The sequence below is a fragment of the Paraburkholderia sp. RL17-368-BIF-A genome (genome assembly GCF_046054045.1).
GTDB classification, from domain to species: Bacteria; Pseudomonadota; Gammaproteobacteria; order Burkholderiales; family Burkholderiaceae; genus Paraburkholderia; species Paraburkholderia graminis.
The window spans coordinates 383,910-404,783 of record NZ_JARESN010000001.1 but is presented as its reverse complement, the minus strand read 5'-3'; the positions used below and the strand labels follow the sequence as shown (position 1 = coordinate 404,783).

At 62.6% G+C, this 20,874-nt stretch carries 8 protein-coding genes; 6 read left to right on the top strand and 2 right to left on the bottom strand.

What is annotated here, in order from left to right; all coding sequences use genetic code 11:
• The first annotated feature begins 45 nt into the window (after positions 1-45).
• Positions 46-966 (top strand): helix-turn-helix transcriptional regulator, encoded by a 921-nt coding sequence (locus tag P0D87_RS01780; protein ID WP_053857969.1) that lies wholly within the window; start codon positions 46-48, stop codon positions 964-966.
• A 12-nt stretch (positions 967-978) separates the two neighbouring features.
• On the opposite strand, the gene P0D87_RS01775 is transcribed toward P0D87_RS01780, so the two are convergent.
• Positions 979-1,425, bottom strand: coding sequence for a type II 3-dehydroquinate dehydratase (locus P0D87_RS01775; RefSeq protein ID WP_053857970.1), 447 nt, complete (start codon positions 1,423-1,425; stop codon positions 979-981).
• Positions 1,426-1,429: 4 nt separating this feature from the next.
• On the bottom strand, positions 1,430-2,713 hold the full coding sequence (locus P0D87_RS01770; RefSeq protein ID WP_053859014.1) for an MFS transporter: 1,284 nt from the start codon (positions 2,711-2,713) through the stop codon (positions 1,430-1,432).
• Positions 2,714-2,905: 192 nt separating this feature from the next.
• Here P0D87_RS01770 and P0D87_RS01765 point away from each other — a divergent pair, with 192 nt between their 5' ends.
• From P0D87_RS01765 to P0D87_RS01745, 5 genes are all read left to right on the top strand, one after another.
• Entirely contained in the window at positions 2,906-3,691 is a 786-nt protein-coding gene (locus P0D87_RS01765; protein WP_006051016.1) for an IclR family transcriptional regulator, read from the top strand.
• A gap of 394 nt (positions 3,692-4,085) precedes the next feature.
• A complete protein-coding gene (locus P0D87_RS01760; protein ID WP_053857972.1) occupies positions 4,086-6,251 on the top strand; it encodes a two-partner secretion domain-containing protein in 2,166 nt (721 codons plus the stop codon).
• A gap of 44 nt (positions 6,252-6,295) precedes the next feature.
• Positions 6,296-8,149 (top strand): ShlB/FhaC/HecB family hemolysin secretion/activation protein, encoded by a 1,854-nt coding sequence (locus P0D87_RS01755; RefSeq protein ID WP_321175798.1) that lies wholly within the window; start codon positions 6,296-6,298, stop codon positions 8,147-8,149.
• A 10-nt stretch (positions 8,150-8,159) separates the two neighbouring features.
• Positions 8,160-9,074: a peptidylprolyl isomerase gene (locus P0D87_RS01750; RefSeq protein ID WP_053857973.1), complete on the top strand. Its 915-nt coding sequence runs from the start codon at positions 8,160-8,162 to the stop codon at positions 9,072-9,074.
• A gap of 125 nt (positions 9,075-9,199) precedes the next feature.
• Complete coding sequence (locus P0D87_RS01745) at positions 9,200-20,872, top strand: two-partner secretion domain-containing protein (protein ID WP_082366971.1); 11,673 nt, start codon at positions 9,200-9,202, stop codon at positions 20,870-20,872.
• Positions 20,873-20,874 lie beyond the last annotated feature (2 nt).

The window sequence follows — 20,874 nt, the reverse complement described above, 5'->3', positions numbered from 1 at the left end:
ATTACTAGTAATGGCAGTAACAGGGAACGCAGGAGGACACGAAACATGGAAAAGCAGCAGCGTCTGAACGAACTGGCCGATTTTCTGAGGACGCGTCGCGCCCGTCTTCGACCCGAGGACATCGACTTTCCAAGCGGCAGCCGTCGCAAGACACCGGGACTGCGGCGCGAAGAAGTGGCCGAGCGCGCCGGCATCAGCGTCACCTGGTATGCGTGGCTCGAACAGGGCAGGGAAGTGAACGTGTCGTTCAAGACGATCGAAAGTCTTGCGAATGCGTTGAAGCTATCGCCGCACGAGCGCACACATCTGTTCGAACTGGCTAACCATTACACACCGCCCGGTCCGTATCCGATTGCTCAAAACGTGACAGATACCGTTCGACGCATGCTCGATCAGCTCGGCAACATGCCGGCCTACGTGGTTGACGGCAACTGGAACTATGTGACGTGGAACGAAGCGGCGGTGCGTGTATTTACCGATTTCCGCAAGATGCCTGCGGGCCGCTGCAATCTGCTGTGGTTCACGTTCCAGCAGGACGGTGCGCGCTCGCTCTTTCAAGGTTGGGACGCCTACGCAAAATGCGTGCTTGCGCAGTTTCGCGGCGACTATATTCTTCGCCCGTCGGGTGAAGTGTTTTTGCGTGATCTCGTCGAAGAACTGAACGATACCGATGCTGACTTCTGCCGCTGGTGGGCGGAGCATGAGGTGCTCAAGCGAAGCGACTGGCGCAAGGTTATCGAGCACCCTGTTGCAGGCGTGCTCGAACTGGATGCGCTGTCGCTCGAAGTGCCGGACGCGCCGGGCATGCGCATCATGGTCTATACGCCCGCGCCGTCGACGGATACGGCGCAGCGTATCGAGGCGTTGATGAGAACCGGCCAGGTCGATGCCATTCCATTTCCGGCTGCCACGGTACTCGATACTTTTCGCAAAGCACGGGCACCGAAAGCAGGACATCGCGGATAAGAAAGGACTGGCTTAAGTCGGGCTGCCCCATAGATCGTCGACTGTGCGGATCGCCAGCAAATAGCCGTTTGCGCCGGCCCCGCAGATCACGGCGGTGGCCGCCACCGAAATGGTCGAGTGACGGTATTCTTCCGAGCGCTTGTGGATATTGGTGATGTGCAATTCCACCACCGGACGGCGAATCAGCTTGACTGCGTCGAGCACCGGAATCCGGCCGAACGAAAAGCCCGCCGGATTGATGATGAGCGCGGCGTCCTGCAGGAATGCTTCCTGAATCCAGTCGATCAACTGGCTTTCGCTGTTGGTCTGACGGAATACGCAGTCGAACTCGAGCGTGTCGGCCAACGTCAGGCAGTTCTGTTCGATCTCCTTGAGCGTCGTGCTGCCGTAAATATGGGGCTCCCTTGCGCCCAGCATGTTCAGATTGGAGCCGTTGAGGATATAGAGTTTGCGGGTCATGGTTTCAATGTGTAGAAGAGCTTTCGAGCGCGGTGCCTCTGGTTTCGCGCGATATCGCGATCATCAGGAACGAGAGCAGGTTCAGCGAGCCGCACACCGCGACGATGGCCCACGGAGAACCGTGAAATGCATTGAGCAGCGCCACCGCGACAATCGGCATCGGCCCGCCGGTGAGCAGGTTGGCGCCCGAGTACGATAGGGCAGAGCCGGTGTAGCGTGCCTCGGTCGGAAAGGACTCGGCAAACCAGACCGGCTGGATACCGCTCTGGAATTGTGTGAAGCCGAGGAAGGCGCCCATCACCGCCATCGTCATGCCAATCGAGTTCTGGTTCAGAACCGGAAAATAGATCAGGCAGCAGATCAGCGTGCAGAACGAGCCGATCATCAGCGCACGCCTGCGTCCGATCCGATCGCTCAGATAGCCGCCCAGCAGCGCGCCGGCAATCGCGCAGACATTGGCAACCATCAGCAGCATGAAGCCGGTTTGCTTGGGCACGCCCAGGTGTTTCGTCAGGTAGCTGAGCGAGAAGACCACAATCAGATAGAAGAGCGCAGCGGGACCGCAGAAGAACAGCGTCAGGCGAAGGGCGGTGCGCCAGTGATACCTGAAGACGGTGCCGAGCGGATTGGCGGCGCGCACGGGAGCGCCCGTCTTTTTGAGCGCCTCGAAGGCCGGCGTCTCGCTGACCTTCCTGCGGATGTAGATGCCGAGCAGCAAGAGGACAAAACTTGCGAGGAACGGAACGCGCCATCCCCAGGCGTTGAAGTCGTCCGATGAAAGCAGGGCGGCCATCGTAAAGAGCGAGAGATTGGCGAGAATCTGGCTGAGCGGCGAGCAGATGCCAAGCAGTCCGGAATACCAGCCGCGCCGGTTGGCTGATGCGTGCTCCACTGCCATCAGTTGCGCGCCGGTCGATTCGCCGCCGAGCGCGAAGCCCTGGATGATACGCAGCGACACCAGCAACGTCGGCGCGAGAATGCCGACCTGCTGGTAAGTGGGCAGCAAGCCCATCAGAAACGACGACACGCCCATCACCGAGACAGTGATCAGCATCAGCTTGCGACGTCCCCAGCGGTCGCCGAGCATCCCGCAGATCACCGCGCCGAGCGGCCGTGCGGCGAGCCCCGCCCAGAAACTTGCCAGCGATGCGAGCAGCGAGGCGGTCGGGTCGAGTGAAGGGAAAAACAGCTTTGGAAAGATCGTGGCGGCGACCACGCCATACAGCGCGAAGTCGAACCATTCGAGTGCGGTGCCGACGGTTGCGCCCGCTACCGCGCGGCGCGCCATCAAATGGGCCTGCGCCGACTGTTTCCCCGCGGCCACGTCTGAGTCTGAATCTGCGAACGACGACATGTTGTCTCCTCAATCCCGATGTGTTGAAACGTTCGTTCTGGCGACGAACAAATGCTATTGTTTGCGCTCTCCAAACGAGGCGTTCCACGCTGGAACTGCTTTTCACATGATGGAAGCGGACGCGACATGTCGCTGAAGAACGGTCTCAGGATTCTCGATTGGCTGGCCTCGCAAGGCGAGGGCGCAGGCCTCGTGGCGATTGCCGACGCCTTGTCCCTGCCGCGCAGCACGTGCCACCGTCTGCTCACGGACCTCGTCGAAGGCGGGTATGTGCGGCAGCTCGTCGATCACAGCCGCTATATCCTGACCATGCGGATGACGTCGAACGGACTCGAGTTTCTGAGCCTCACCGGCATTGCCGATATCGCCCAGCCGATTATCGAGCGCGTCGCCGCAAAGACCGGCGAACTGGCGCGGCTGTCGCTCGTCGACGGCGACGCCATTATCTGGGTCGGCAAGGCGGACGGGCAGCGTGTCGGCTTTCGCTACGATCCCGACATGGGCCACGCGGCGCGGCTGTCATGCACGTCGACCGGTCACGCGTGGCTCATGACGATGACCGACGAGCAGGCGGTGGCACTGGTTATCAAGCAGGGCTTCGGTCAGCCGAACGAGTTCGGGCCGAATGCGCCGACCACGATCAAGGCACTGCTCGGTTTCCTGCACGCTGCGCGAGTGCGCGGCTACGCGATGATCGACGAGGTGTTTGCGCCGCGCATGTCGGCGGTGGCGGTGCCCGTGGTGAGCGGCTCGCGCTGCGTGGGCGTGATCAGTCTGGCGGGGCCGCGGGTGCGGCTGACCGCCGAGAAGATTCACGAGTACTCGGTGCCGCTGCGCGAGGCTGCGAACGAACTTGCGCAGTTGAGTAACATGGCCGGGTTTCCTGGTCGGCCGCCGCTTGGGAAGGGGTGAGGAGGGGCGGAGTTGCGCCCTTGGGCCGTCAGAGCCGAGATACTTTCGCGACTCACCGAAGCTGGAATGTCGTGATCGGGTGGCGGCTGAATATCGGCTATGAGAAGCAGGTTGTTTACCGTGCTGGTGCTGCGCGATTCGTTTAATCCAGCCGTCCGAACTGCGGCGCTCTGAATGACGATCCAGTTGTGAGCGTATGCGAGTCAGATAATCTTAAATGGCTCGCAAATCCAAAGTCTTCATGCTGTTGATGTAATGAAAAAGTAAGAAAAATATCCCAGAAACTTACTAAAGTTTTCTCCGCTCGGGCCGACATTCGTAGTGCGAGCGCATGGGTCAACAGAACCCGCGCTCAGACAAAAAACAAACGAGAGAGTCAGTCCGACGGGGTTTCATGGAAGGCCGGTATTATCAACGACTCCCGCAATGTGGGAGCCGGCGCGCGATTGCTCGCGTCGCCTGTTTTATTACCTTGCTGATTGCTGCTGCGCCAATGTCGGCCAGTGCGGCAGGCATTGTCATTGACGGCGCGACTGCAACCACGGTTTCTACTGCCACAAATGGCCACCAAACCGTTAATATCGCCCCAGCATTCGCCGGTGTTTCCAGTAACACCTATACGAGTTTCAATGTCGATGCGGCAGGCGCTTCGCTGAACAACGTCGGTATTAATGCCCGAACGATTGTCAATCAGGTCACCAGCACTAATCCCAGCATTATCAGTGGCCGTATCGACGTACTCGGCTCTCGCGCCAATGTGATATTGGCCAATCCGAACGGCATTACGGTGAATGGCGGATCGTTCGTCAATACCGGCCGCGTGGCGTTGACAACCGGGCATGTCAGCTTCAAGGACACAGTGCCGGTAGCCGGACTTCCCGAACGTGACATCGTGCTCGACACGAGCACAGGCACCATCGTCGTCGGCCCACAAGGATTGACGGGCGCACTGATCGGTCTCGACCTGATCGCGAAGAACCTGCTGATCAACGGCCCTCTGACTAACACATTCACGTCGCAAACCGCCGCGATACGCGCGATCGCGGGCAACAGCAACGTCACGCTGAACACAGCAGTCTCGCCGACGGACAACGGCAACGACTGGCTGACACTGAGCCCCTCGACAACGCTCGCCACCGCAAACTCATTCGCCATCGACATCACCGCAGCAGGCAGCCTGACAAGCGGCCGCGTGCAGTTGATCGTCACCGACAAGGGCCCCGGTGTGCGCAGCGCGGGGCCGATGAACGCAACGCTTGGCGACTTCACGCTGTCCTCCAACGGTTCGGTGCAGTTCTCCAACACCACGCTTACTGCGCAGAACAATCTCGACTTGCAGGTGCAGGACAGCATCGCACTGACCGACACGAAGCTCACCACGAACAACGGCTCGGCTACCGTCGCCGCAATCGGCGCGGTTACGGTGACGGGCAGCAGTCTGCTCGTCGCAACGGGCATCAATATCAGCGGTGCGGGCATCGCGCTGACGCAGGACGCCACGGCGCAGTCGGTGGTGGCCTCGGCCAACAGCGGCGTAGTGCTGACGAGCATCGGCGACATCACCAACTTCGGCTCGCTCGTCCAGGGCCAGCAAAGCAACGCACTCGACACCACATCGCTCGGCGCAGTGACGTTGAACGCGACAGGCAACGTGCTGAACCACTCCACCGCGGATAGCGCGCTCGCGGTTCTTTTCGGCGTCGCGGGCGACGTATCGATTACCGCCGGCGGTTCGGTGACCAACCAGAACGCGCGCATGCTGTCGAACAAGGCGCTGACGATCACTGCCGGCGGCGATGTGAACAACATCGTCGATCATTCGGCGGGGACGAACGGCGGAGCACCGGTCGGCTATTCGGATCGTAGCTGGCGACTCGTCTTCGTCGAGCATCGCGAAAGCGGTTTCAACGTGGATTACGGCGCCATCGCCGATCCGTCGAAGCTCTCCTACATCACGGCCGACGACGGCAAGCTCTCTATCTCCGGCGCAAACGTGGCGAACGTGGGCGGGTCGATTCTCGCCAACGGCGGCTCGATTGCGATCACTGCGCGCAATCAGTTGCTGACGCAAGGTGTGTTCACGGGCCAGGCTTCGTATCGGCAGACGTGCTTCTTTTTCTGCAGTTCGTCTTCATCGAGCAACGTGCAGGCGTTTGGCGGCGTGATCGAAGCGTCGCAGGACATCACGCTGAAAGCCGGCGCGCAGATTACCAACACGGGCGGCACGGTGCTCGCGCTCAACGCGCTGAAACTGGACGCGCCGAAGACGCTCGCTCAGGCCGTGCTCGGTTACAGCGCAATCAACCGCGCGCACGACCTGAAGGCGTGGTTCGGCAATTCGTGGTCGGCGATTTTCGCGGCGGATACCGGCGGCGTTTTCACCGGCGATACAGGCCAGGTAGAGCTGACGGGCGAAGCCGACATCGACGGCGGGGCGTTCAATGCGCCTGGCGGTATCAAGGCCGCAGGCGGTGTGAACACGATTCGCGCGCCGTACCGCGCGCCGGTGACGATCGGCAATCACAATCACCTCGGGCTCGTGTCATGGTTCGGGCTTTGAAGCTCGTCGTGAGGCGGGTCGCGAAGCGGGCCATGAAGCGAGCCATGAAGCGCGCTGGAAAGCACGCGACCAGGCATCGCATGCAGTGCCTGGCCCGCTGCACGCTCGCGGTACTTGCCGGCACCGCATCAGCCAGAGCTTTCGCGCAAACGCTGCCGCCGGGCTTGCCGAACATCCCGGCACTCGGGGGCGCTCCCGGCGCTTCATTCGGCGTGCCGATGCGCGCGGAACAGGACCCGGCGCAACGGCTGCTTCAGGAGCAGCGCGACCGTCAGCGGCGCGACGAAATCCAGCAGGCGCCCGCGCAGATCGAGGTGCCGCAGCCGACCGTGGTCAATCTCCCCGAAGGTGCGGATGTCGACACGCTGCCGGACGTGGCGCCGTTGTTCAAAATCGATCACATCGAACTCATCGGCGACACGGTGCTCGGGCAGCGCGAACTCGACACGATCGCCGCGCCGTTCATCGGCAAAGAGCTTGGCCGCAACCGCATCAACCTGCTGCTGCGCCGTGTCACCGAAGCGTTCATCGCGCGCGGCTACATCACGACGCGCGCCTATCTCGGCGCGCAGAACCTCGCGTCGGGCACGCTGAAGATCAATATCGTCGACGGCAAGGTTTCGGCGTTCACGCTCAATGGCCACCCGCTGCGTCCGCGCGATCGCGACGAGCCCTGGTACCGAACACACGGCGGCGGCCTCATCACCGACGCAGGCACTGCGTGGGCGTTCGGCGACAGCGTAGGCGACGTGCTGCGCCTGCCCGATCTCGAGCAGGGAGTGGACCAGATCAACCGGTTGCGCCGCAACCAGGCTGAGATCCAGATCATGCCCGGCGAGACACCTGGCGATTCGGTGGTGGCGATCACGAATCACTATGGCGACCGCGTCTTCTACGACCTCGGCATCGACAACTATGGCAGCTCGCAAACCGGCACGCTGCGCTATCGCGCCGGTGTGCAGGCGAACAACCTGATCGGCTTGCAGGAGCTGCTGTCGTTCAACTTCGTCGGCACGCAGGACAGCAATGCGGTCGTGTTTTCCGCTGCCGCGCCATACGGCTATCAGACGTTCAGCTATACGACATCGCTCTCGGAATATCAGCAGGCCATCGGCGATATCGCTTTGCTGCAGGGCCGCACCTTCAGCCAGATTCTGGGCTGGAACGACGTGCTGAGCCGTTCGCGCGCCGGACGCACCAGCGTCGACGTCACGCTCACGAAGATGCGCACCGAGCGCACGCTGAACGGCATCGAGCTGACGCCGCAGGACCTTACCGTATTGCGTGTCGGCCTCAACGGTTTGCGTCGCTTTGTCGCGAACGATCAGGGCGCGGCCGCGACATGGGACGTCGGCGTGTCGCGAGGCTTGCCGTGGCTTTCCGCGAGCCACGACAGTCCCGGCATCGACGAGGTCGAGGCTCACAGTCAGTTCACGCGGCTCGACGCGACCGCCACGCTGCAGGTTGCGCTCGGCACGCTCGCGGGCACGCAATGGACGTATCGGGGAACCTTGCGCGGCCAGTACAGCCGCGTTGCGCTGTTCGGCAACGAGCAGATCTTCCTCGGCGGCATGGACTCCGTGCGCGGCTTCACCGAAGGCGGCATTGCCGGCGACAGCGGCTTTTATCTGCGCAACGAGGCCGCCTGGCAGAACGTGCCCGCCTGGCACGATGCGCGTGTCGAACCGTATGTGTTTCTCGACGGCGGCAAATCGCATCTCGTCGCGCAGGGTGGCTGGCCGACGCTGATCGGCACGGGCGTCGGCGCACGCGCGCAATGGCGCTACAAAACCCAAACCGTCACCAGCGAGGTGCTGCTCGGGCAGGCCTTGCTTCAACCGGCCGCACTCGGCAAGAAGGCTACCGTGCTGCTCGCCACGCTCAACTGGTCACTCTGAAGAGGTTCAAATGAAACATCGCCCGATCGCTGTCACGCTTCGCCACGCCGCGCTGCTCGTCATGCTTGCCACAGCGGGGCTGGCGGGCGGCATGTCGCTCGCGCATGCGGCCAACAAGCCTTCGTCAAAGCCGTCGGCGGAAAAGAGCGTGGAAGCGGCAACGGGTCCGCTACCCGCGAATGCCGTCGCGCGCGTGAACAATGTTGTGATTACACAGGCTCAACTCGACGACGCTGTGCGCGCGTCGAATGCACCGGACACGCCGGTGCTGCGCACGTCGATAAAAAACCAGCTGATCGCACGCGAACTGTTCCGCCAGGCCGCGGAGAAACAGCACTACGAATCGCGTCCGCAGGTGGTGGCCGCAGTGGAACAGGCGAAGACCGTCGCGATGGCCGCCGCGTATCTGCGCGACCAGGTGAAGCCCGCGCCGGTGACCGACGCAGACGTCAAAGCGAAGTACGACGCGATCGTCGCGACGCTCGGCGAGTTCGAATACAAGCCGAGCGCAATCGCCGCGAAAGATGCGGACACCGCGCAAACGGTGCTCACGCAATTGAAGAAGGGTACTGATTTCGCGCAACTCGCGAAGCAGTACAGCCAGGGTCCAGGCGCCGCGCAAGGCGGCGCGCTGAACTGGATTTCGTTCAAGACGCCGATTCAGCCGGGCAACACGCAGAACTGGCCGCAGCCGCTCGCCGAAGCACTGGTGAAGCTGCCGCAAGGCGGTGTATCGAGCGCGCCGGTGCAGGTCGGCGACGCGTTCTGGATTCTGCGCGTCGACGAAAAGCGCGCGACGCAGATTCCGCAATACGACCAGATCAAGGACGCGCTGCGCAAGCAGCTCGAACAGGTCGCGCTGCAAAAAGCGACCGCGCAGGTGGTTGTGGATCTGATGAAGAACGCACGCATTCAGCAGCAGTAAAAGCCTTGCTTTCCAAAGGTGGCAGCGGACGGGGGTTCGACCGCTGCCACGCCGTTCCGGGCTTGAACGCCCGGGCCGGAGAAGAAGTGCCTGAAGTGCCAAAACCAGAAAAAGACGAGAGCATCATGAACGCGTCAACGCGCCACGCTTTACGACAACTCGAACAGAACCGTCAGATCCATGACGAGCGGCACGAACGCGGCATGCAAACCGCGCGCGAACGCTGGTCAATGCCGACGCCTGCGCGCGTGCATCACCTCTGGCAGCGCGCCGTCTCGGCGCTCGTCGCGTTGACGCTTTTCGCGGGACCTCTGTCGATCACATTCGAGCAAAGCCGCGACGCGGCGGGCGTGCTTGCTGCGGGCAGTCAGCGTCTCGATGACGAAGCGTGGCAGCAGATCCAGGACCTCGCCGGCTTGCGCGTTCACTTCATGATGCGAGAGGCGCAGGCCGCGCCTATCGTCGACCCGACTGCACCCATTTCGTTCCAGCCGAAGATCACGCAGACGACGGGTGCGAACGGCGGTGTGCCTGTGGTCAACATCACCGCGCCGAACGCGGCCGGCATTTCGCTGAATCAGTATCAGAGCTTCAACATCGATCCGGTCGGGCTGATCCTGAACAACAGCCTGATGTCCGGTACATCGCTCACCGGCGGCGACGTGCGCGCCAATCCGAATCTGTCTGGCCGCACGGCAAGCGTGATCGTCAACCAGGTCACGTCGACGGGCGCGGCATTCGCGAGCCTGCTCAACGGTCCGCTCGAAGTGTTCGGCGCGCCGGCCACGGTCATCATCGCGAATCCGAATGGCATCACGACGAACGGTACGGGCTTCACGAATACGATCGGCGTCACGTTATCGACCGGCACGCCGCAATTCCTGAGCGATCTCAAAGGCACCGTCACCGACTTCAGCAACGCACAGGCAATCGGCTATAGCGTCACCGGCGGTCATATCCAGATCGAAGGCAACGCGGGCGTGAACGGTCCCGGCGCGGGCATCGAAGGCACGGTCGGCACGATCGATCTGATCGGCGAAACCATCGGCATCAATGCGCCGCTGTATGCGGGCCAGCGTATCAATGCGATCGCGGGCCGCCAGTTCGTGCTGCCCACGGCCGTGACGGGCAGCGGCACCACGTATGCGACGTCGGCCAATGGCGCGAACAACACGGCGAGCGCGATCAACAGCGCAAATGGCCGCGCCAACAACGGCCTTGCAATCGACGCCACCGCCTTTGGCGCGATGACCGCGGGCCAGATCCAGGTGATCGGCACAGCGGCCGGCATGGGCGTGCGCACCGATGCGCAAATGGCGGCGAATACCGGCGACCTGCTGCTGTCGTCGAACGGCGACCTGACAGTGAACGGCTCGGCCGCTCAGCAGCAGGCGACGTTGCAGGCAAGCGGCAATCTGTCGATGACCGGCGCTCACGTGGGCGTCGTCGGTTACACGATCAATGCAAACGGCGACGTGACGTCGAGCGGCACGATTCAGACCGGCGGCAAGCTTGCCGTGACCGCGGGCGGCAACGTGAATGTCGCGAACGCGCAGTCGAACGGCGACACGACGGTCAGGGGCGGCGCGAACGTCACGCTCGGCGACGTGCAAACAGGTGGCGGACTTTCAGTCGCCGCCCAAGATAACGACGGAGCGGGCGACGTCAACCTGAACGGCACGTCGGTCGTGAGCGGCGCGACCAGCCTGCAGGCCGCGCGCGACATCAACGTCAACGGGCAAACCAACGGCAGCACGCTGCAAGCGACTGCACAACGCGACGTCAATGTGAACGCGGCGTTGCAGACATCGGGCGATCTTGCGCTGAACGCCACGCAGGGCAGCGTGAACGCGGGCGGCACGGTAAAGAGCGGCAACAATCTTGCGCTGGCCTCCGGCAAGAATACGAACGTGACCGGGCAGGCCACTGCGCAGAATGCAGTCACTGTCGCAGCGGGCCAGGATCTCGCTGTAAGCGGATCGCTCGCGAGCGGCACGACGCTCGCGGCGAACGTTGCGCGCGACGTGTCCGTGGCAGGGTCACTCCTCGTCGGCACCAATGCGCAGATGAACGCAGGCCGCAATGTCGATGTGCCCGGCGTCGTCATCGTGCAGCAGAACGGCGTGGTCAACGCGCAGAACAATCTGACGGGCAGCGGGTCGGTTGCGTTTGGGCAGAACGGCGCGCTGACGACGGGTCAGGACGTGGCGTTCACCGGCAAGCTGCTGGCTAACGGTCTGAACGTGACGGCGGGCAATAACGCGAGCGTCGCCGATGTGCAGGCAGGCGGTGCGTTCAGCATCGCGGCCAACGGTTCCGGCACCAACGCGGCCGGCGGCGGTGACGTGAGCTTCAATGGCAATGCGGCGGTGGTTGGCGCGACTAACGTGCAGGCCGCGCGCGATGTCGTCGTGAACGGCACGCTCGCGGGCGGATCGCAGGTTGCGCTAACGGCGCAGCGCAACGTGACGGTGGCAACCAGCGGCACAGTGCAGGCGGTCGGCGATCTGTCAGTCGCTGCGGTGAACGGCAGCGTGAATTCGAGCGGTACGCTGAACGGCGCGGCGAACCTGTCGGCCAGCGGCGCGCAGGACGTCGCGTTGACCGGCGCGACGAGCGTGACCGGCGATACGACGCTCACGGCCGGCCACGACGTTGTGATCGGCGGCACATTCGCGGGCCAGGGCGCGGCGACGCTCAATGCCGGCCACGACGTGATTGCGGGCGGCAGCAGCGGCTTCGCGAAGGACACGAGCGTCACGGCGGCGAACGATCTTTCGGTGACGGGCGCACTGCAAAGCGCCGCGGTTTCGCTGACGGCGGGCCGTTCGGTGACGCTGAACAATGTGCAGGCCAACAACGCGCTGCAGGTGACGGCGACGGGCGGCACGCTTGCGGTGAACGGGCTCGTGGCTTCGCTCTCCACTGCGTCGTTGAGTTCGGGTGGCGACACGTCGATTAACGGCGCGTTGCAGAGCGCCAATGCGTTGAGCGTGACGAGCGGCGGAAATACGTCGATTGCGGGCAGCGTTGCGTCGAACGGGAATGTCACGCTGACAAATGCGAACGGTTCGCTGGTCAGTACGGGCAATATTCAGTCGGGCGACAACCTGCTGATCGACGCGGCTAAGTCGGTCGATCTCGGCACGCAGGGCACGTCCGCACTTGGGGACCTCGCAGTCAACGCCGGCCAGAATCTGACGATGAATGGTTCTGTCGTCGCGCAGGGCAACGGCACGCTGACCGCGGGCGGTGCAATCGCCGGCGCTGCGGCCAGCGCCTTCGGTCTCGCGGCGAACGTCGCTTCCGGCGGCGATACGAACCTTACCGGCTCGCTGCGCGGAGGCTCCGTTCAAACCACTGCGGGCGGCTCCGCATCGCTGCATGACGTGCAGGCGGCGTCGAGCCTTTCGCTTGCGGCGACTCAGGATCTGAACATTACCGGCGCTGTGACGGGTGGCGCGGCGGTTGCGCTTAGCGCCGGCCAGAACATCGGCATCAGCGGTTCGATTCAGTCGGCTAACGACACCACGCTGACTGCGCAGAACGGCAACGTCAGTTCGACGGGCACCATCGCCAGCAATGGTGCCTTCAACGCGCAGTCAGGCTCGGATATCAATCTCGGCGGCACGACGACCGCCGCGCTCGACACCACGCTCAGCGCAACGCGCGACGTCAACGTGACGGGCATGCTGGCCGGGCAAGGGCAGGGCAGCGTGACAGCGGGCCGTGACATCGGCGGCGCGGGCACGATGACCTTCGCGCAGGCGGCTACGCTCAGTGCTGGTCGCGATGTTTTGCAAGGCGGGCTGATCCAGGGCCGGTCCGTGCAGGTCAACGCTGCGGGCAATGTCGGCGTGAACAACGTCGAGTCGGCGAGCACCGTTGCGTTGAATGCCAATGGCACCAACACGGCTAACGGTCCGGGCAATGTGGCGGTGACCGGTTCTGTCGCCGCGGCGGGCGCGGTGACGGCGACGGCGCGCAATGACGTATCCGTCGCATCGACCGGGAAGATCGCAAGCGGCACGACAGTCGCGATCGATGCGCAGCACGACATCAACATCGGTGGCGCCGTCGAGTCGGTTGCCGATGCGGCGCTCACTGCGCAGCAAGGCAGCCTGAATGCGACCGGCGGCATCAACAGCGGCGGCAAGCTCAACATCGCGACGGGGCTCGACCTTTCGCTTGGAGCGAGCACGAGTGCGGTTGGCGATGCGACGTTGAACGCAGGCCGCGACGCGCTGCTGAATGGCCTGCTGATAGGCGAGGCGAACGGCTCTGTGACGGCGGGCCGCGATATAGGCGGCGCGGGTACGCAGGCCTTCACGCAAGCTGCGACTTACACGGCGCAGCGCGATATTGCGTTGACCGGCGGGGTTCAGGCCAATGTCATCACGGCAACGGGCGGCAACAACGCCGCGCTTCACGACGTGAACTCGGCGAGCACGCTGACGCTGGCCGCGAACGGCAACGCCGGCGGTGGCGATGCGGCGATCACGGGCACGGTCACGGCGCCAGGCGTGGTGACGGTGAGCGGCGCACGCGATGTGCTGGTCAGCGGATCGATGACCACCGGCGACGCGCTCACACTCACAGCGCTTCGCAATGTATCGGCGAGCGGCACGCTGCAAACCACAGCCGGCGATCTGAGCGCCACGGCGGCGACCGGCAGTATCGCGCTGGCCGGAAGCACGACGACATCCGGCGCGTTGAATCTGAGTTCGGCGCTTGACACGCAACTCGGTGGCCAGATCAACGCGGCGAAGGATGTCACTGTGCAGGCGGGCCGCGACATTACGTTGAGTGGCGCACTTGCCGGGCAGCTTGGCGGCACGCTGAACGCATCGAACGATATTGCCGGAGCGGGCACGGCTGCGTTCGCTCAGGCTGCGACGCTCAACGCTTCGCATGACCTGGCATTGACTGGCGCATTGCAGGGCGCAAACGTCACGGTGACGGGCGGCAACAATGCCGGACTCGGAAGCGTGCAGGCAGTGACCGGCAATGTGGACGTGACGGCCAACGGCAATGCAGGTGGTGGCGATGTGACGATCGGCGGTGCAGCGACCGCGCTCGGCGCGCTGGCTGTGCAGGCGGCGCGCGATGTCAGTGTGAGCGGCGCGATCAACACCGGCGGTACGACGACAATCGACGCAACTCACAACATCGCGCTTGCCGATGTGAATTCGGCTGGCGACCTTGCGCTCACCGCGACGAACGGCAACGCGAGCGCGGCGAACCTCACCACGCAAGGCAACCTGACCGGACGCTCCGGGCAGACGCTGAGTATCTCGGGCGCGACGACCGTGGGCGGCAATGCGCAGTTCGCGTCGGGTGGCGACATGACGCTGACGGGCGGCATCGGTGCGCAGAACGCGGGCACGTTGACGGCAGGCGGTTCGATCAGCGCAGCATCGGTCGCATTCGGTCAGCAGGCCACGTTGAATGCGGGCGGCAGCATCGGCGTGACTGGTGCTGTGGCGACCAATGGCGCGTTGAATGCGACCGCAGGCAACGATCTGTCGATGGGTTCCGCGCAGGCGGGCGGCGCGCTTCTATTGCAGGCGCAAGGCCATAACGGTGCCGGCGACGTGAAGGTGAACGGCGCACTGGCGTCCGGTGACGCCATGGCGGTCAATGCCGTGCGCGATGCAACGATCGGCGGCAATGCAAGCAGTAGCGGCGCGCTCGCCGTGAGCGCGGGGCGCAATGTCACCGCGAGCGGAACCGTCGGTGCAAACGGCGATGTGACGTTGACGGCGACGGGCGGCAACCTGGCGGTCGGCGGTGCGGTCACGAGTCAGGGCAACTTCAACGCGACTTCCGGCGGCGCGCTTGCGTTGAACGGCGAACTCGTCAACGGTAATACGACATTGAGCGCGGGCGGCACCGCGACGCTGAGCGGCGCGTTCCTCGGCCTCGGTCTCGCGGCGATCAACGCGGGCGGCTCGGTGAACGGCGGTGGCTCACTGACGTTCGGCAAGGACATCACTGTGAGCGCGGGTGGTGGCGTGGCGCTCGGCGCGATCCAGGGCGCAGGTCAGTTCTCGGCGACCTCGGTCGGCGATATGTCGCTCGGTGCGACGACGGCCGTGGGCAATGTGAGTGCGAAGTCGACGGACGGCAGCGTGAGTGTCGGCGGCGATCTGCAGTCAGGCGGCAATGTAACGATCCTGGCTTCGAAGAGTGCGACGGTGGTGGGCGCTGTGTCGTCGATGGGCACTGTGAACGTCACCGGCACGCAAGGCAATGTGAGCGTCGCCGGTGTGTCGTCCAACGGCGATACGACGATGAGCGCCGGACAGACGCTCACCCTGAGCGGCACCAGCACCGTGGCAGGACAGTTCACGCTGAGCGGCGGCAACGTCACGTTGAGCGGCTCGCAAGGCGGCTCCAAGAATGTCAGCGTGACCGCGCAAGGGACGCTCGATGCGAGCCGCGCGTCGATGGTGTCGACGCAGAACATGCAGTTCAGCGGCACGAACGTGACGCTGGGCACGACGATTGTCGGCGGCGCGCTGACGGCCACAGCGTCGAACCAGTTGTCGCTCGTGGGAGCTGCTGTGGATGCGGTCGGCGCAGCGACGCTGACGGCGGGCAACGGCTTCTATAACGCGAGCCAGGTGCTCGCGGGTGGCGCGCTGTATGTGTCGGCACCGAATGTGACGAATGCGGCGAATGCGTCGCTGGCGTCGACCGCCACGACCACGGTCAACGCGACGAATTTCACCAACGCGGGGCTCGTGAACGGCTCGACCACCAATGTGACGGTGGCGGGCGGGCTGAACAACAGCGGCGGCTCGTTGATGGCGGTCAATAGCCTCAACATCAACACGGGGACGCTCAACAACCAGAACGGGATTATTTTTGCGGGCAATCCGAGCACGCCGAATGGACCCACGACCGGCGACGTGTCACTGACGATTAATGGCGGTGACGGTTCGTTCTATAACGGCGGTGGCCAGTTGCTCGCGCAGCGCAATATGGGCGTGAGCGCGGTGAATATGGCGTTCGATCCGTCGCAAGGGACCATCAGCCAGGGCGGGCAGCTTTCGATTACCGCGGCGTCGATCAGTAATAGCGGTACGTGGAATTACGGTGGCCAGGGTGTGACGCTGACAGGCGTCTACGGCATCAATAACTACGGGACGATGACGGGGACCGCGCCGCTGACGCTTTCTACCAATGGCACGTTTACGAATTTTGGGCCGGTGAGCGGTGGCAACGTTACGTTCAATGGGACGTTGAGTAATGTTGCTGGGGCGGTGATGCATGCGGCAGATTCGCTGACGCTCAACGGCAACGTGACCAACCGGGGGACAATTGAAAGTGCAGGAAACCTGGCGTTCAACGGGGGTGGCAACTACGACAATCAGTACGGATTGACCCAGGCTAACGGCAACATCACACTGAACACCGGCGGAACGGTGTACAACACGGTCGGGACGATTACAGCGGGCGGCAATATCGGCATTACCGCCGGCGCCGTGATCAACGATGCTCTCCAGGGACCGACTCAAACGTATACGCAGCAGGTCAGCGCTTCTGCGGACCCTGATCTTCTAAACGGCATCGTAGTGGGTACGGTAACGGGTTGGGGCTGCACGCTCAGTCAAGGCGACTGCTATCTGGGTTCGCATACGGCGTCGGCCACAATCGCTACGCTCAAGCCAGATCTCACGAATGGATATGTCGACGTGCGCAGCGGCGGCAGCACGTGCTATGGGGATGACAGCGCGTGTCAATACGTAGAGGTCGGGAACAGCCTCGCAGGAGACCATCAGTATGTTTCCTTGCCCGGTATCGATAGGACTGTCACTGCCCCGGGGGCAGTATCTCCCGGTGTGATAGCGGCGGGTGGAAGTGTCAATATTTCCGCGGGCACGCTGTCGAATGCGGGCAGCACGATTTCGGCAGGGCTTGATGTTAACCTCAACCTGCAATCGCTCAACAATGCGCCTGTCGGCAATGCAACGGCGACGATCGTCGATACCGTCAATAAGGCGCAGCTTGATGCCTTCATGGCGCAAATGTATGCGATCGGACTCGTCGGCATTTACGGCACGGTTCATGTCGCCATATCCGGCACGGTGGTTCCTGAGTCCACCGTGACGTTCGATTCCTCAGCGAGCGTGCCTCCGAGTTCGGTCAGTACGAACACGGCGTTTGGCTCGCAAGGCCAGATTGTCGCTGGCCGAAACATGACTTTGTCGGGCGGGAATCTGGTCAACGGCGGCTTGCTCTATGCCGGCAATAATTTCAACGCCAGCGCGGCGCAGTCCTTTTCCAACCAGGGACAATATAATTCGGTCACGACGACGCAGCCTGGCAGTTCCATGCGCGGGGGCAACCCGAGCTCGACGACATTCTCGTATGCGCAGCAAAGCGCCACAGTGTTTGCGGGCAACGACCTGGTTATCGCCGCGGGCCAGATCAGCAATACGTATGGCAGCCTGCTGGCGGGCCACAACATCGTCATTGGCGGCGTGGGAACCACAGCGACTTCCACGACGCCGGCGCAAAGCCTGAATAATACGTCGGGCAACATTGTCGCCGGCAATAACATCGCACTGAACGTAGCGGGCGCCATCACCAATACGCTACCGCCGCCTGTGACCCTCCACGAGAACTACGGCGCGACGGAGCAGTACAACGGCTGCATGACAGCCGGTGGATACAAGGAAAGCTACTGCGAAGCTTATGTCGACCAGCAATCGGGCAACTCGTCGGTGATCAGTGCGGGCAACAACCTGCAGATCAACGCGGGTAGTTTGACTAATATCGGCAGCCTGATCGCAGCAGGTACCAGCGCTACCATCAATGTTGCTGGCCCAGTCGTGAATGAGGCTCAGACGCTAAATGCATACTGGCATTCGCACTGGGTGCAGGAGACAGGAGACTTCAGCTCCGATAAGCGTCACGACGTATGGGCCTGCGGGTCAGTTGCCGAATGTACGGCGCTGTATGGGAGCGCCTATACGAGTGCTGGTGGCACGATCGATCCGCCGACTCCGGTGGGCAACATCGCCGCGACGATCCAGGCGCCGAATCTGTCCATCACGTCGACTGGAGAGATTCAAAACGTTGGCAACGTGATCGGCACGTATGTTTCTTTGACAGGGCAAAAGCTGATCAACGGCATCACCACGGCGAATACCTATACGCCGCGAGTGAATGCTCCGTCGCAAGTCATATCGTTAAGCCTCGTGAATCTTCCCGGGTTGAATCTGTCGACGCCGCGCTCGGTAGGCGGAGCCTTGCCCACGCCCGTGACGGGTAAGGCGTCGTATCTTTCCGGATCGCTGGCTGGTTCGATGCTCGGTGCCCTCGGCCCACAAACGTTGCTGGACAATCTGCCGGCTAGCTTGCAGCCATCCTCGACGCTGTTTTACTACAGTCCACAGGCGGAAGACCTGACACTGCAACAGGCGGCGCTACAGCAGACCGGCCAGGCCAGTTTTGTGAACGGCCTTTCTTACGACAGCAAGACCGGTATGTCGGTCACCGAACAGGAAAAGGCGATCCTGTATCAGAACGCCATCGACTACGCGAAGCAGAACAATCTTCAGCTCGGCAATGCGTTGTCGCAAGCGCAGATCAATGCGCTTTCCGAACCGATGTTGTGGTATGTCCAGCAGTCTGTGCCCGATCCAAGTTGCCTCTCGACCGGCGTGGTCGCTTGCCCGACTGTTAGCGCGCTCATGCCCCAGGTCTACCTGCCGCCGAACTGGAGTGCGATGTCTGCCGGCGGCAACATCACCGGCCAGAACGTCTCACTTGATTTCAATCAGGGTGGGCAGGGAAGCATTCTCAACACAGGCAACATTGCTGCGTCGAATACGCTGACGGTCAATACCGGCACGCTGACCAACCAGGCGAATCAGGTAAACGTAGGGGATGTCTGGCAGTACATCGCAGCCACCGGCTACCTGAAGACGAGCGGTACTGAGGTCCAGCCTGGCGGGTTCATGAGCGCGGCTGACATGAATCTGAACGTGCAGACGCTCAACCAGATTGGTGGAGCATTGCAACTGCTGGGTAGCGACACAACGGTCGATCAGGCCGGTACTGAGCAGTTGCTAGCCAGTCTGCAGCAACAGCTCGGGACCAACTTTACGCAGACGACGGTTACCGACCACCTCGATACGAGCTTTACCGCAATTGGCGGGTTTGGAGCGGCGGATATCGTCGGAATGGCCTTCGCTGTCGTCGTGTCGATCATGACGGCCGGCGCTGCGAGTGCGGCCATCGGGGCGACCCTTGGCACGACGGCCGGTAGCACGTTTGCAGCAGGCACGGCGGCAACCACTGCAACGGCGACCTCGGCGGCTACAGTAGCGACGACAGCAGGGCTGGGCAACATGGCGCTGTCGGCGGCTTTTGCCGGGTTCACGTCGAGCATCGCCTCGCAACTGACGATGACCGGAAGTCTGGATTGGGGCAGCGCATTCGAAGCGGCTGGCGTTGCAGGTATCACGGCGGGGCTGACGAATGGCATTACTTACAATTCGGACACCGGATTCGATTTCACGACGGCACCCTTAACTGTCGGAGGTCCGACTAGCTCCCTTGCCAGCCTCGCCGGTGTTAATCCGTCGATTGGCACCACTGTGAATCAGGCGACTGCATCAACCGCCTCTACCTTGGAAACCCGAGCTCTGGCAATGCTGGCCGAGGCCGGGATTTCGGCTGGCGTAGGTACAGCGATTGAGGGAGGCAGCCTGCTTGGCGCATTCCAGAACGCGCTGATTCAGGAAACGGCGGCATCTGGCGCGTATGCCATCGGCGATGGCACAGCCCCTCTTTCGATCGAAAACATACTGGGACATGCGGTGCTGGGGTGCGCTGCCAGCTCGCTAAGTGGCACCGGATGCACGGGCGGAGCTATTGGAGCGGCCACAAGTGCGATGTTGTCGCCGCTTGCAATCATCGCGATGGATCCGACCGGGGCACCGCTTACTGAGGGCCAGGCCGCAGTCGTGACGGCTCTGTCCGTCTTGACGGGTGGCGTCGCCGCAGGCCTTGCAGGCGGCGATGCGCAAGCCGGAGCAACTTGGGCCGAAAACGAAGCGACTAACAACTCCGAGAAACATACCGCTGACATCCTCAAGGCTTGTCTGCAGAGTTCTTTTTGTAGCGCAATGTTGCCCGCGCCGGCGAAGATCGCTGCAATCGGTTATGTCGCGAGTGCAATGGGCAGTTCAAAGGACGATTCCGGGAACAACCTGCCGCAGTTGCCAGATCACCCAGGCAACAACGATGACGACCTAAGCGGTGGCTCGCAGGGACAACACGCCAGCGGCTTTACCCTGGCCGGAACGCCTATTCCGGTCTGCGTACCATACGGTGGCTGTACGTTTGTAATCGTGCCGGTACCCACGCCGTTTTCCTTGCCCAGCATTGGCGCCATCTTTTCTACCGGTAATGGAAGCGATAGTGGGAACAGCGGCGATTCAACCAAAAGTGCGAACAATGACACCACGAAAGGAGGCGTGAATAGCGCCACAAACAAAGGCGGGATTATTATCGACGGAAAGATTGGCGGCCAACTTGGAGCTCGCGGATGGACGCAGCAAGAAGTTCAAGCGGTCGTCGATGAGGGACCTGTCGGAACGACGATGGATAATCGATCCGCGGGGAAGACTCCAGACGGGTTGCCGAGAAATGATTCCGCATCCGTGTATGGCTCGAAGAGCGGTTACGTGGTGGTCAACGACCGGACCGGCGAAGTTGTTCAGGTGAGCGGCAAGAACGATCCCGGCTGGATTCCCGACAGTCGAATTAAATGGAAGTGAGT